15 protein-coding genes are annotated in these 14,170 nt (G+C 38.8%); 9 read left to right on the top strand and 6 right to left on the bottom strand.

Going from position 1 to position 14,170, the window contains the following annotated elements; translation table 11 throughout:
- Nucleotides 1–55: 55 nt before the first annotated feature.
- The 3 genes from ACYVM0_RS24890 to ACYVM0_RS24880 are packed head-to-tail and all read left to right on the top strand — an operon-like array spanning nucleotide 56 to nucleotide 2,485.
- A complete protein-coding gene (locus tag ACYVM0_RS24890; protein ID WP_460561799.1) occupies nucleotides 56–1,027 on the top strand; it encodes a sensor histidine kinase in 972 nt (323 codons plus the stop codon).
- An 8-nt stretch (nucleotides 1,028–1,035) separates the two neighbouring features.
- Entirely contained in the window at nucleotides 1,036–1,797 is a 762-nt protein-coding gene (locus tag ACYVM0_RS24885) for a LytR/AlgR family response regulator transcription factor (RefSeq protein WP_460561797.1), read from the top strand.
- A gap of 55 nt (nucleotides 1,798–1,852) precedes the next feature.
- On the top strand, nucleotides 1,853–2,485 hold the full coding sequence (locus ACYVM0_RS24880; RefSeq protein ID WP_460561795.1) for a DNA-3-methyladenine glycosylase family protein: 633 nt from the start codon (nucleotides 1,853–1,855) through the stop codon (nucleotides 2,483–2,485).
- Between the two features lie 87 nt (nucleotides 2,486–2,572).
- Here the strand turns inward: ACYVM0_RS24880 and ACYVM0_RS24875 are convergent, their stop codons facing one another.
- The 3 genes from ACYVM0_RS24875 to mqnC are packed head-to-tail and all read right to left on the bottom strand — an operon-like array spanning nucleotide 2,573 to nucleotide 4,601.
- A complete protein-coding gene (locus tag ACYVM0_RS24875; RefSeq protein ID WP_460561793.1) occupies nucleotides 2,573–3,076 on the bottom strand; it encodes a GAF domain-containing protein in 504 nt (167 codons plus the stop codon).
- Nucleotides 3,077–3,088: 12 nt separating this feature from the next.
- A complete protein-coding gene (locus tag ACYVM0_RS24870) occupies nucleotides 3,089–3,409 on the bottom strand; it encodes a DUF3817 domain-containing protein (protein WP_460561791.1) in 321 nt (106 codons plus the stop codon).
- Nucleotides 3,410–3,437: 28 nt separating this feature from the next.
- Nucleotides 3,438–4,601: a cyclic dehypoxanthinyl futalosine synthase gene (gene mqnC / locus ACYVM0_RS24865; protein WP_460561789.1), complete on the bottom strand. Its 1,164-nt coding sequence runs from the start codon at nucleotides 4,599–4,601 to the stop codon at nucleotides 3,438–3,440.
- 28 nt (nucleotides 4,602–4,629) lie between these two features.
- On the opposite strand from mqnC, the gene ACYVM0_RS24860 reads away from it, so the two are divergent.
- From ACYVM0_RS24860 to ACYVM0_RS24840, 5 genes are all read left to right on the top strand, one after another.
- Nucleotides 4,630–5,817 (top strand): aspartyl protease family protein, encoded by a 1,188-nt coding sequence (locus ACYVM0_RS24860; RefSeq protein WP_460561787.1) that lies wholly within the window; start codon nucleotides 4,630–4,632, stop codon nucleotides 5,815–5,817.
- An 87-nt stretch (nucleotides 5,818–5,904) separates the two neighbouring features.
- Nucleotides 5,905–7,140 carry a M16 family metallopeptidase gene (locus ACYVM0_RS24855; protein WP_460561785.1) on the top strand — a complete coding sequence of 412 codons (1,236 nt, stop codon included), beginning with the start codon at nucleotides 5,905–5,907 and terminating at the stop codon, nucleotides 7,138–7,140.
- An 18-nt stretch (nucleotides 7,141–7,158) separates the two neighbouring features.
- Complete coding sequence (locus ACYVM0_RS24850; RefSeq protein WP_460561783.1) at nucleotides 7,159–8,439, top strand: M16 family metallopeptidase; 1,281 nt, start codon at nucleotides 7,159–7,161, stop codon at nucleotides 8,437–8,439.
- A 54-nt stretch (nucleotides 8,440–8,493) separates the two neighbouring features.
- Nucleotides 8,494–8,859 carry a phage holin family protein gene (locus ACYVM0_RS24845; protein ID WP_460561781.1) on the top strand — a complete coding sequence of 122 codons (366 nt, stop codon included), beginning with the start codon at nucleotides 8,494–8,496 and terminating at the stop codon, nucleotides 8,857–8,859.
- 209 nt (nucleotides 8,860–9,068) lie between these two features.
- On the top strand, nucleotides 9,069–9,614 hold the full coding sequence (locus ACYVM0_RS24840) for a phytanoyl-CoA dioxygenase family protein (RefSeq protein WP_460562322.1): 546 nt from the start codon (nucleotides 9,069–9,071) through the stop codon (nucleotides 9,612–9,614).
- Between the two features lie 59 nt (nucleotides 9,615–9,673).
- Here the strand turns inward: ACYVM0_RS24840 and ACYVM0_RS24835 are convergent, their stop codons facing one another.
- Entirely contained in the window at nucleotides 9,674–10,828 is a 1,155-nt protein-coding gene (locus ACYVM0_RS24835) for a vWA domain-containing protein (protein WP_460561779.1), read from the bottom strand.
- Nucleotides 10,829–11,347: 519 nt separating this feature from the next.
- Between ACYVM0_RS24835 and ACYVM0_RS24830 the strand changes: the two genes are divergently transcribed.
- Nucleotides 11,348–13,366: an alpha-ketoacid dehydrogenase subunit alpha/beta gene (locus tag ACYVM0_RS24830; RefSeq protein WP_460561777.1), complete on the top strand. Its 2,019-nt coding sequence runs from the start codon at nucleotides 11,348–11,350 to the stop codon at nucleotides 13,364–13,366.
- A gap of 15 nt (nucleotides 13,367–13,381) precedes the next feature.
- On the opposite strand, the gene ACYVM0_RS24825 is transcribed toward ACYVM0_RS24830, so the two are convergent.
- Nucleotides 13,382–13,879, bottom strand: coding sequence for a hypothetical protein (locus tag ACYVM0_RS24825; RefSeq protein WP_460561775.1), 498 nt, complete (start codon nucleotides 13,877–13,879; stop codon nucleotides 13,382–13,384).
- Nucleotides 13,876–14,151, bottom strand: a complete 276-nt coding sequence (locus ACYVM0_RS24820; RefSeq protein ID WP_460561773.1) for a hypothetical protein — start codon at nucleotides 14,149–14,151, stop codon at nucleotides 13,876–13,878. The genes ACYVM0_RS24825 and ACYVM0_RS24820 overlap by 4 nt, the downstream gene beginning before the upstream one ends.
- Nucleotides 14,152–14,170 lie beyond the last annotated feature (19 nt).

Below are 14,170 nucleotides of genomic sequence, written 5' to 3'. Positions count from 1 at the left end.
GTTTGGTCATAAACACAGGTACCTTTTTGTTTTTATCCTGGCCGTATACACTTACATGAACACTGTACTATGTGAAGTATACAAATATTTCAGCATTGAAATAGAATGGTACATAGCTTTTGCAACAATACTGACCATTACATTATTAACCTGGGAAAGCAGCCGGTTACTGCAACCATGGTTTAAAAAAATAATCCCAAACAGGGAGTTTAAAATACGAACCCTGTTCTTATTTTTTGTTGCGGGTAGTATACTCACTACCATTATAACCGTGGGAGTGGTGTTATTTGTAAGCATGGTGCTGCACAATTACACCATCAAAGAAACTTTTATCCCCCTCAAACTGAATTTAATTTACGCCTGGCTGGCCAATTTGTTATTTCACTTGTTGAATGCCATTAAGTTTTATTTTACAGAATATAAAGCCAAATGGATGGAGGCAGAGGAATTGAAGCGCATCTCTGCACAAGCCGAATTACAACTGGTAAAAAGCCAGATCAATCCTCATTTTTTGTTTAATAACCTCAATGTACTTTCTGCATTGATAATGAAAAATAATAATGAAGCCAATCGTTTTATCGAAGAGTTTTCAAAAGTGTACCGTTATATTTTAACTACGCATGATAAAGAACTGGTTGATATAAAAACAGAACTGAATTTTATTAAGCCCTATATTTTTTTATTACAGAAAAGATTTGCCGAAGGATTGGATATAGTGGTTAATGTGCCCGAACCATACGAAAAATTTTATTTAATACCAGCATCGCTTCAAATGCTGATTGAAAATGCCATTAAGCATAATGTAGTGAGCAAAAATAAACCGCTACACATTGATGTGCATGTAAACGGCAATAATACCATTGTGGTAAAAAATAACCTGCAGTTAAGGGAATCGGTAGATAATTCCACTAAAGTGGGCCTTAATAATATCATTAAACGCTACTGGTTATTCAGCGGGCAAAAAGTAGAAGTTAAAAGCGACAACCAGGCTTTTACCGTAACGCTGCCATTACTTACTTTAAATTAAAATAAAGGATGAATATTTTAATTGTAGAAGACGAACAACTGGCACAGGAGCGTTTACAGCTTTTAATTAAAAATTATGACCCGTTGATTAATATAGCGGGATGCCTGGAAAGTGTAGAAGAAACAGTTACCTGGTTTAATACCAAACCTCATCCCGATTTATTATTGCTGGATATTCATTTATCTGATGGAGAGAGTTTTGAAATATTCAGGCGTACCAGTATACAAAAGCCGGTGATTTTTACTACTGCTTACGAAAACTATGCTATTGATGCCTTTCAGTTATTCAGTATTGATTATATTTTAAAGCCCGTTACTGCAGAAGGAATAGCCGCCGCTTTAAACAAGTATAAAAACTTATCTGCTGCATTTGCACCAAAAGATTACCAGTTGCTGATGGAACAGGTAAAGGATAACTTTTCTAACAATTATAAAACAAGGTTCCTTGCTAAAGTAGGGCAGCGATTATTTTTTATTGCCGCTGCAGACGTGGCTTACTTTGCGGCAGATAATAAAATTGTTTTTTTAATCGACAAAGACGGTAATCGTTTTGTAATTAATACCACCATGGAAAAACTGGAAGCGGAATTGAATCCCAAACAATTTTTCAGGCTGAACAGAAAAATAATAATTAATGCCACTGCTATAGAGCAGATAAAACCCTATCATAGCAACAGGCTTAAATTACAATTAAAGGGTATCAGCAACCAGGAAGAGATTATTATCAGCAGGGAAAGGGTGGCAGAATTTAAACAATGGGCAGATAATTAAAATACACTTCGCTGTTATAAAAAAATAACTGATATTGGGGGGGTAAATTACCCCAATGTCTCATATTATCCATTTAAGTAAAGATAAAAAACTGCAAAAGGTACTGCCCGCAGAAACCAGTTTTACATTAGTTAAAAGAAAAAATATCCACCTGCATTTATGTAACTCCATCATGAGCCAGCAGCTGAGTACCAAAGTTGCCAATGTTTTTCAAAAAAGATTCCTGGATCTGTACGGCGGAAAAAATCCCACTGCCAAACAAATTGCGGCAACGCCTTTTGAAACCTTACGGGCTATCGGTTTAAGTAATGCCAAAGCCAATTATGTATTAAACGTTTGTAATTTTTTTATTGCAGAAAAAATTACAGACAGCCGTTTGCATAAAATGAGCAATGAAGAACTGATCAGATACCTTACCCGGATAAAAGGTGTGGGGCAATGGACAGTAGAAATGATATTGATGTTTACATTGGGCAGGGAAGATATTTTTGCCGTGGATGATTTAGGTATTCAGCAGGCGATGTGCAAATTGTACAAGATAGATGCTACGGATAAAAAAGCGATGAAGGAAAAAATGCTAGCTATCAGTAAAAAATGGAGCCCGTATCGTACTTATGCCTGCAGGTATTTGTGGGGCTGGAAGGATGCGCCGGCTGCCCCTACGCCCCTAAAGGGTAACTTGGCCTAAGCGATTTTAAACTTCTTTTTGTATTATTAGAAAATCAGATTTTAAGATTGTTACAGTAAGTGATAATGTAACAATTTAAGTTTCCTTTTAGGGGAAAGGGCTATTTATTTCCGCCACAATTTCCTCCAGAAATGTCTTATCCGTTTCATCAAACTGATCTAACAATTCACTATCCACATCCAGCACACCCACTACTGCATTATTTTTAATCATCGGAACAACAATTTCTGACCTGGATAAACTGCTGCAGGCAATATGGCCGGGAAATTTTTCTACGTCAGGTACAATTAAGGTGGCGGCATTTTGCCAGGCGGCACCACAAACACCGCGGCCTTTTTTTATCCGGGTGCAGGCCACTGGTCCCTGGAAAGGGCCCAGCACCAACTCTTTGTCATCATTGGCAGCGCTTACAGGTTTAACCAAATAAAAGCCTACCCATAACCAGCCGAACTGCTCTTTTAATGCAGCCGCAACATTGGCCAGGTTGGCCACCAGGTCGGGTTCTCCATCCAGCAAACCTTTTATCTGCGGAATCAGCGATTGATAAACTTCTGCTTTACTACCTTCAATTATTTTAAGGTCTTCTGCCATGCAACAATAACTTTATTTACGTATCAGGATCTGTTCTTCCATTTTCAATTCCTTATCTAACAGAAAAGTACCACAAGGAATGATAGATGCTAAAAAAGCTTTGCCCAGCCACATAAATTCCTTTTTAAAAGCAGTAAATACTTCAAAGGCAAAATATATGAATGCTACAAATAAGGCACCATGTATCCAGCCGAAAAACTTTACTGCCTGTGGTATATCAAACATATACTTTAGCGGCATTGCTATCAGTAATAAAACTAAAAAGGAAATACCTTCTGCAATTGCTACCATTCTAAAACGGTGCAGTAGTTTAAGCATGGGTTCTTTGTTCATGTAAGTGCTTTAAGGATGTAAGGTTTAATTAATAATCTATCACCTGCTCTACTATAGCATCGGGTATTGCCCTCCACTCATATTGCTGGTTACGCAACTGTGGTTCAAAGCCTGCTTCTTTTATGGATTGCTGAATGGTAGTACTGGTAAAACGATGCGGTGCACCGGCAGCACTTACTACATTTTCTTCAATCATAATACTTCCAAAATCGTTGGCACCTGCATTTAAACAAATTTGCGCTACCTGCTTTCCTACTGTTAACCAGCTGGCCTGTATGTTTTTTACGTTAGGTAACATAATGCGGCTCATTGCAATCATGCGGATATATTCTTCAGCAGTGGTTAAATTATGTACCCCACGTATCTTAGCCAGTAATGTATCCACATCCTGGAAGGTCCATGGAATAAATGCTAAAAATCCTTTTGCCTCTTCGGGTTTGCGGCTTTGTACTTCTCTTAATTTTATAAGGTGTTCAAAACGTTCCTGTAAGGTTTCTACATGGCCAAACATCATGGTGGCAGATGTGGTGATATTTAGTTTGTGTGCCTCATGCATAATATCCAGCCATTCCTGTGCACTGCACTTGCCTTTACTGATCAGTCTTCTTACCCTGTCGGTTAAAATTTCGGCACCTGCTCCCGGCAAGCTGTCCATACCGGCTTCTTTTAAAGCCATCAATACTTCACGGTGAGTGCTTTTCTCTAACTTAGTGATGTGTGCAATTTCCGGCGGGCCTAATGTGTGCAGCTTTATGTTGGGGTAAAGGCTTTTTAACTCTTTAAAAAGATTTACATAAAAACTTAAACCCAGTTCCGGATGATGACCGCCTTGTAACAATAACTGGTCGCCACCAAATTTTATCGTTTCTTCAATCTTTTTCTTATAGGTTTCAATATCTGTTATATATGCTTCGGCATGGCCGGGAATGCGATAGAAATTGCAGAATTTACAATTAGCAATACATACATTAGTGGTATTTACGTTACGGTCTATCTGCCAGGTAACTTTACCATGCGGCACCTGTTTTTTGCGTAACTCATTGGCTACAAACATCAGCTCACTCAGCGGAGCATTATTAAACAAATACATACCTTCTTCTGCCGAAAGAAACTCAAATGCCAGTGCTCTTTCGTATAAATTATTTAGTTCCATAATCGCCTTTTGTGTAATAAACAACAAAAGTACATCCATTAGGTTGTATATTTAACTAACTGCTATAATGAAAAACACATTTTTAATATTGTTTTTTACTTTTTGCGCCAGGGCTTGCCTTTCCCAGGAAATATTATCGCAGCCGCAGGCTAAACTGATCACCACTTTTCCTTTTAAACAATATAGTGGTGGCGTAATGGTAATCCAGGCCACCATCGGCAATGTACCAGACACATTGAACTTTATATTAGATACCGGTAGCGGGGGTATTTCCCTGGACTCATCCACCTGCGCCGAATTTAATATTGCTACAAAAGCCAGTGACACCACTATTACCGGCATTGGCGGCATAAGAAAAGTACCCTTTGTTTTTGATGAAACACTACATCTTCCCGGTTTAGAAGTAAACCACCTTAATTTTCATGTTAATAATTATGACGTACTAACCAGTGTATATGGCGAAAAAGTGGATGGCATTGTAGGCTACAGTTTTTTCAGCCGGTACATTGTAGCCATAAATTTTGACAGCGGGTATATACAGGTGTATAGCCCCGGAAAAATAAATTACCCAAGGGGCGGTACCACCCTGCACCCGGTTTTTACAGCATTGCCTATACAATGGATAAATTTTAAAGACCGTAAAAAAATGGGCTATAATTTTTATTACGATACCGGTGCCGGCCTTTGTTTTTTAATGAGCGAAAAGTTTGCAGGAGACAGTGCGGTATTGCACAGCCGCCGCAGGCCGGTAGTAACACAGGCACAAGGTATGGGGGGGCGCCTGCAAATGCGGCTTACGCTGGTAAAGGAAGTAAAAGTAGGCCCCTACAAATTTCACCAGGTACCTACTTACCTGTACGAAGATGAATATAATGTTACCTCATTTCCGTTTACCGGCGGACTTATCGGTATCGATCTGCTCCGCAGGTTCAATATGATATTGAACTATCCAAAAAGAGAAATCCATTTACTGCCCAACGGACATTTTAACGAGAAATTTGATTATGCCTATACCGGCATGGGTATTTATTACGAAAATGGAAAAATTACAGTGGGTGATGTTATTGAAGGTTCGCCTGCAGCCAAGGCAAAAATTATGGCGGGGGATGAGATCTTCTCAGTAGGTAATAATTTGTCGCATAATATAATGACCTATAAAAATATATTGCAAACGCCTAATGAAGACATAAAAGTAATTGTAAAAAGAGGCGAAGCTTTTCTGATGGTGACCTTACATACCGTAAGCATAAAATAATAACCGGCTATTATTGAATAAAACAGAGCTGTAAATGATACCGGATTCAGCAACTATTTTACATTCATCTCTCCTTACCTTTGTGCTATGATTCAGTTTGAAAGATTTGTTTTATCCAATGGATTAAAAGTATTGGTGCATGAAGATAAGAGCACCCCAATGGCAGTGGTAAATGTTTTGTATGATGTAGGTGCCAGGGACGAAAACCCCAACAAAACAGGCTTTGCTCATTTATTTGAACACCTGATGTTTGGCGGCAGTATCAACATTCCATCCTACGATGAACCATTGCAGGTAGCCGGGGGAGAAAATAACGCCTTTACCACCAACGACCTTACTAACTATTATTGCCAGTTACCGGCAGAAAATATTGAAACCGCTTTTTGGCTGGAAAGTGACAGGATGCTGTCTTTAGCTTTTGGTAAAAAAAGTCTGGATACCCAGCGCAAAGTGGTGAGCGAAGAATTTAAAGAGCATTACATTAATAAACCTTATGGCGATGTTTGGCATAAAATGAGGGAGCTGGCCTATACCACCCATCCATATCGATGGATGACGATTGGTAAAGAACTTAGTCATATTGAAAACGCTACACTGGAAGATGTAAAAGCTTTCTTCCACAAACATTACACACCTAACAATGCCATATTAGTGGTGGCAGGCAATACCACTGTTGAGCAGGTAAAAGCATTGGCCGAAAAATGGTTCGGGCCAATACCTTCCGGGGAGCAGTATGTACGCAACCTGCCGCAGGAGCCTAAACAAACGGCACCACGAAAATTAGAAGTAAAGGCCAATGTACCATTGGATGCCTTGTATAAATGCTGGCATATATATGCACGTACCGATAGCCGTTATTACACCACAGACCTGATCGGCGAAATTTTAGGCGGGGGTGCCTCATCAAGATTATTTCAATCGCTGGTAAAAGAAAAAAAACTCTTTAGTAATATTGAATGTTACCACATGGGCAGTACCGATACCGGCCTTTTAACCATTGAAGGCAAACTGGTAAAAGGCGTAAGCATGGCTGATGCAGAAGCTGCCATTGATGAAGAAATAAAAAAATTACAGGAGCAGGGTGTTACCGATAAAGAACTGGAAAAGGTAAAAAACAAAACTGAAAGCATGATGGCTTTTGAAGACATGAGTGTAATGAACCGTGCCACCAGCATTGCTATGTATGAACAATTAGGTGATGCTGACCTGATAAACAAAGAGCTGGAAATGTACCAGGCAGTTACTGCAGCACAAATTGCTAAAGAGTGCAGTATTATTTTTGACGGGAACAATTCAAATACATTATACTACTTCGCTAATTAATAAGCGATAAAAATTACAATGCTAGACAGAACCATACCACCACCAATAAAAGATGCGATAGAATTTGATCTTCAATTAAAGCCCTATACATTTTTTGAATTAGATAACGGTGTACCCGTATATACCATTGATGCAGGCACACAGGAAGTGTTTCAATTAGAACTGGTGTTTTATGCCGGCAATAGTTTTGAACAGCAAAAAGCCGTAGCAGGCGCCACAAACTTTTTATTGAAGAATGGCACCAGTACAAAAACTGCTTTCGAAATTAATGAAGCCTTTGAATATTATGGTGCCCATTGCGCAAGGGCTTGCTATAACGAAACTGCAGTGATCAACTTATCATCTTTAAGTAAACACCTGGATAAATTATTACCGGTAATTAAAGAAATGATCACCGATGCTGTTTTTTTGGAAGAAGAACTGGCCACCTACAAACAAAACAGTAAACAAAGACTGAGCGTAAGTTTAAAGAAAAGCGAATTTGTAGCCGCCCGTTTAATTGATGCTTATGTGTATGGTGAACAACATCCGTACGGTACTTACACCAACCCCGAAGATATTGACGCTTTAAACACAGCACAACTAAAAGATTTTTTTAAACAGTATTACGTAAATGGCAGTTGTGTGATTTTTGTAAGTGGCAAATTGCCCGCCAATTTAAAAGAACAACTGAATAATAATTTTGGTGCACTGGCTTTAAAAGCAAATAGCCAGCCACTGCCTGCAATTGATCCGCAACCGGCTGCAGAAAAAAAATACCGCATTAATAACGATGCCGAAGGTGTGCAGGGTGCCATAAGAATAGCCAGGCATTTTCCTAACAGGCACCACCCCGATTTTATGAAAGTAATGGTGTTGAATACTTTGTTTGGTGGCTATTTTGGCAGCCGGCTGATGAGTAATATACGGGAAGATAAAGGCTATACGTACGGTATTCACAGTTACATACAAAATCATTTACAACAAACAGCATGGCTCATAAGTACCGAAGCAGGAAAAGATGTAAGTGAAGCAACAGTAGAAGAAGTATATAAAGAAATGAAATTATTAAGAGAAGAACTGGTAGATGAGGAAGAACTGTTACTGGTACGTAATTATTTAATCGGGACAATCTTAGGCGATCTTGACGGACCTTTTCAGATAATGGGCAGATGGAAGAATATTATTTTAAACAAGCTGGATGAAAAATATTTTTATGATTCTATCCGTATTATTAAAACCATCAGTGCAGAAGAAATAAGAGAGTTGGCAAAAAAATACTTAAATCCTGAGGATTTTTACGAATTAATTGTAATTTAATGTTCCGGGTGAGCTACCCCATTTAGGGAGGCTCACCCCGTTAATACAATGACTATGCAAAAATGGCTGATCAAAATACTGGTTTGTGCAGTAAACGTTTTTATACTGGCGTACATTTTACCTGGTATAGAGATCAAGGATATGTTTACCGCTTTAATAGTAGCGGTGGTATTATCTTTTTTAGATGCCATAGTAAAACCTTTGCTCATCTTACTTACGCTTCCGGCCACTATACTTACACTGGGCCTGTTTCTATTTGTCATTAATGCCTGCATCATTTTAATTGACGATCATTTTGTAGGCGGCTTTAAAGTAACCAGTTTCTGGCATGCGCTGCTCTTTAGTATTTTATTATCCTTCTTCAATTCGTTTGTACATAAAAAGGCTTTTCCCGAAGAGAAGAAGCAAGAGAGCCGGTAATAATTTTAATGATAACTGCTTCGCACAATATTAGTGAACAAATTTTCAATACTGGATTTGCGATAATTGAAAATGTTTACAGTGAAGAAGAAGTGCTCCGGATAATTAATGCTATTGAGCAGGTGGATTCATCAAACCCTGCTTTTAGGAGATCATCAGACCTTTTTGCAATAAGGTAATTTTTTAAAGAAGTTCCAGCAGCTGCGGCAATAGTTTTTACTAAAAAATTAACTGACCTTATCGCAGAATATTTTGGTAGTGATTTCTTCGTTGTTAAATCTATTTACTTTGATAAGCCTGCCGCTTCTAACTGGTTCGTATCTTATCACCAGGATCTTACTATTTCTGTAGATGCAAAACCTGCAGTGGATGGTTTTGGCCCATGGACGGTAAAACAAGATCAATTTGCGGTGCAGCCTCCGGTAAAAATTTTAGAAGATAATTTTACCATCCGCATTCATCTTGACGACACCAACGAAAACAACGGAGCTTTAAAGGTTATTCCTCAATCCCATCGTAAAGGAATATGCCGGCCCGAAACAATTGACTGGAAAACAGAGAAAGAAAATATTTGCAAAGTAAAAAGAGGTGGCATAATGATTATGAAACCATTGCTGCTTCATTCATCCGGCAGAACTATAAATAACAAAAAACGCAGGGTAATACATATTGAATGCAGCAACAGCAAATTACCTGCTGGTTTAAATTGGTCGGAATTTTTACACATCACGCAAAATGATAAAAGAGCCGGTTAAAACCAGCTCTTTTATATATTCAGTCTTCGGGGTTATTAAATGTAGTCTCTGCCTGCCGGTTATTCTATCTTCATATTAAACCGCTTTGCCTGCTCCTTAATAATTTTTTCTACTTCAGTTTCTAAAGTCCGGGCATTGTTTTTATTAGCGGCATTCTTTGCTTTTTCTGCAGCTAAATAAGCGTCCCTTTGTGTATTAAGCGTACTTATTTCTTTTTGTATGTTGCTGCGTTCCTTAGCTTTGTCATCTACTATTTTTTCAATCTCGGCAACAGTTTTGTTTTTCAGGCTATCGGGAAGTATTTTTTTATCTACTGTTTTAAAATCAAAGCCGCCACTGGCTTTTGCATCCACAAGGTCCCACTGTGCATTATTATATACTTTAGCATCGCTTTTTGCCTTGATCCTTTTTATACCGGCCGTTTTACTCATGCTGGTATTTTGCTTATCCTGTTTGCTTTGGTTGGCAGTAAAATAATAAGCGTTGCTGCCGTAGGCAATATAAGTGCCATTAAGTTTATCATTCATTACATACAGCATACTATCATAGGGTGTAGGAATATCTTCAATTTTTGTATCCTGGTCAATATTGGTAAAACTGCCATTGCCGCACTCACCTGCTAAATTCCAGTGTTCTCTTATACCCTGCATCTTATCACCGCAGTAAATGGTATTTACAATAACCCCTTTTTGTTTCGCTTCTGTGCACGACCTGCTGTATTGAATATCGCCCTGTAAAAAATCTTCATTACCGGCAATAAAAATTACTTTATAATTTTCGGGAGCAGCATCCCATTTTAACTCCTGTAAAGAGCTGTAAATAACATGTCCGCAAAATTCATCACCACCATTGGTTTTTAAACTGAATAAATTCTGAGATAAAGAATCCAGGTCACTGATAAACCCATTGATCAGTTTTACATAACCCTGTTTAATATCATTGGTGCTTCTGCCATATTCATACAAAGCAATTTCAATTTTTGGAGAAACATCGCCATCACATTTTGCCTTGCCCATTGTGCTTACCATATTCCACAATTGTGCTTTAGCTTGTTCAATCAATCCATCCATGCTGCCGCTTACATCCAGTAAAATGGCAGCTTGTATTTTAGGCTGTACGGGTGTATGCGGTACAGGCTTGCTGGTAGATGAAATTAATGTTATTAAACCCAATGTGGAAAATACGATAGTGAAAGCTGTGGCAGAAAATTTCATAATCAAATAGTTTAGGGTAAGATGCAGCGATAAAAAGGATTGCACAAGGAAATGTTGTTAAAAAATACACAAGGGTTGTAGCCACGGATTACACGGATTTTCACGGATGAATACAGGTTTTGCCTTTGGCAAAGGGCTATTGCCGGGAGTTGTACAAATTAATACACAAAACGCATTGCCGCTAAAATAATCCGTGAAAATCCGTGGCCAATCTTTTTGCCGCAGGCAAAACTTCTCTGCTTATTGCAAAATGCTATTGCCATGAGTTAAACAAATTAATATAGAAAAGGCATTGCCGCTAAAATAATCCGTGAAAATCCGTGTAATCCTTGGCCAATCTTTTTGCCGCAGGCAAAACTTCTCTGCTTATTGCAAAATGCTATTGCCATGAGTTAAACAAATTAATATAGAAAAGGCATTGCCGCTAAAATAATCCGTGAAAATCCGTGTAATCCGTGGCTAACCTTTTTGCCGCAGGCAAAACTTCTTTGTTTACATTTGTAGTATACAAACAACGATATGCACTTCGATAAAAAAAACCTCTCCGATACAGAACTGCTGCAGTTTTATAAAGCCTTGCTTTTACCCAGGATGATAGAAGAAAAAATGCTGGTATTATTACGGCAGGGAAAAATAAGCAAATGGTTCAGTGGTATCGGGCAGGAAGCAATTTCGGTGGGAGTAACACAGGCTTTGCAACAGGATGAATGGATAATGCCCCTGCATAGAAACCTGGGTGTTTTTACCGGGCGCAATATGCCATTGAGTAAATTGTTTATGCAATGGCAGGGCAATAAAGAAGGCTACAGTAAAGGCAGGGAAAGAAGTTTTCACTTTGGCAGTAAACAACATCATATCTGTGGTATGATCTCTCACCTGGGCCCACAGCTGGCCATTGCAGATGGTGTGGCATTGGCTCATAAACTAAAAAATGAGGATAAGGTTTCCGTTGCATTCAGTGGCGATGGCGGCACCAGCGAAGGTGATTTTCACGAAGCATTAAACACTGCCGCAGTGTGGGACTTACCCGTAATTTTTGTAATTGAAAATAACGGCTATGGTTTAAGTACGCCTGTAAATGAACAATACCGTTGTTTTAGCCTGGTAGATAAAGCCAAAGGCTATGGTATGGAAGGTATACGCATTGACGGCAATAATTTACTGGAAGTGTACGACACTATCAGGGGTGTAAGAGAATATTGCATCAATAATCAAAAGCCTTATCTGGTTGAATGCATGACCTTTCGTATGCGTGGACACGAAGAAGCCAGCGGCGTTAAATACGTACCACCGGAACTATTTGAACTGTGGGCAAAAAAAGACCCGGTAAAAAATTTTGAACAATTTCTTATTGATGAAAATGTTGTAACTGCTGCAACAATTGAAACCATTAAAAATGAAACCAAACAGCACATCGAAAGCGAACTGGAAATAGCCTACAATGCAAAGCCAATGTTGGTAGATATAAAAGAAGAGCTGAATGATGTATATGCACCGTCGCCGGTAGTGAGTCTACAGTCTTCTGTAAAGCAGTACACATATGGTGTTCCATCTCACGACTCATCACTCACCACCTACGATAAACGTTTTGTAGACGGTATCAAAGAAGGCCTCTATCAATCCATGCAAAAACACTCCAACCTGATTTTAATGGGACAGGATATTGCAGAATACGGAGGCGCCTTTAAAATAACCGAAGGCTTTGTACATGAATTTGGAAAAGAAAGGGTTCGCAATACACCATTGTGCGAAAGTGCTATTGTGGGTGCGGCATTGGGTTTAAGTTTAGAAGGCTACAAGGGCATGATGGAAATGCAGTTTGCCGATTTTGTTACGGTAGGTTTTAACCAGATCATCAACAACCTTGCAAAAATTCATTACCGCTGGGGGCAAAACGCAGATGTGGTAATTCGCATGCCGGCAGGTGGCGGAGTGGGTGCAGGGCCTTTTCACAGCCAGAGTAATGAAGCATGGTTTGTGCATACACCCGGATTGAAAGTAGTGTATCCATCAACACCAATAGATGCCAAAGGCTTACTGATAGCTGCCATTAACGACCCCAACCCGGTTTTATATTTTGAACACAAGGCTTTGTACAGAAGTGTAAGTGGCGATGTACCCGAAGAATATTACGAAGTGGAAATTGGTAAAGCAAGAACGGTACAGCATGGTAATGATATTACCATCATTACCTATGGCGCAGGTGTACATTGGGCATTGGATTATGCAGGCAAACACTCCGGTATAAGTTTAGAAATCTTAGATCTGAGAACATTGTTGCCTTTAGATTATGACGCAATAGAAGAAGCCGTTGCCGCTACAGGTAAGGTGTTGATATTGCATGAAGACTGCTTAACAGGGGGTATTGGCGGCGAAGTTGCAGCATGGATTGCAGAAAATTGTTTTCAGTATTTAGATGCGCCGGTAATGCGTTGTGCCAGTTTGGATACACCTGTTCCATTTAACCTGGAACTGGAGAAAAATTTTATGGCCTATAGCAGGTTGGATGCAATGGTACAAAAATTATTGGGCTATTGAATTGAGGAATAAATATTACTGTGGGAGCTTTTCTGTAACAGGATAATATTTCAGCAATTTATTTAAAGCCTTTTGCAATTTTAGCTGGTATTTAGCATCTTCCGGTAACGGAGCGCCAATATGGAATAGATTTGTTGTACCTTTTTCATTAAGGCTATTACTACCCGGCTCAGATTCATAAAAAGTTACAAGATCATCTTTATACTCCAGGATTATATAGAGATCATAAGCCACCCTTTGTATTTTATTTACCGGAGCAGCCATTCTTGCTCTTACAAAAGAAGAATCAGTAGTGTAACGTACACTTACCGACAAGATACCTTCTTTATTTATAGCAAATGCAGAGTCAATGGTCATTGTTGCGCCCTCATAATTCCAATGCTGCTGCAATGAATTTTTTAAAATACTATTGAGCTGCTTTAAAAATTCTTTTTCTGCTTTTTGTTTGGGCTGGGCTACAGCAATAAATAGTAAGCTGCAACAAAAACATAACAATACAAACAGGATTTTCATTTGGACTTATTTTTTTTAAAGAGCAATACTACTCCTTTTATTAGATTGTATACTACAAACAATAACCAAAATCCCACTACCCCCCATTTACCCATTGTATCATAAAGCAACATGATTGGTTTTGGAAAAGACAAATAACCGCCATCTGACTGAATACGTGTAATATGAGCATAACTCCACCAGGCAAGAGTTCCGAAGAATAGTAAGCCGATTAAATTAAGTATCCAGTGGTTGCTGTCTTCGGGTCTTTTTATTTTGGGTATACTTTGCATCTGCATTATTTAAAACCGC

The sequence above is a fragment of the Ferruginibacter profundus genome (assembly GCF_054783275.1).
This window is presented reverse-complemented; position numbering and strand designations above follow the sequence as displayed.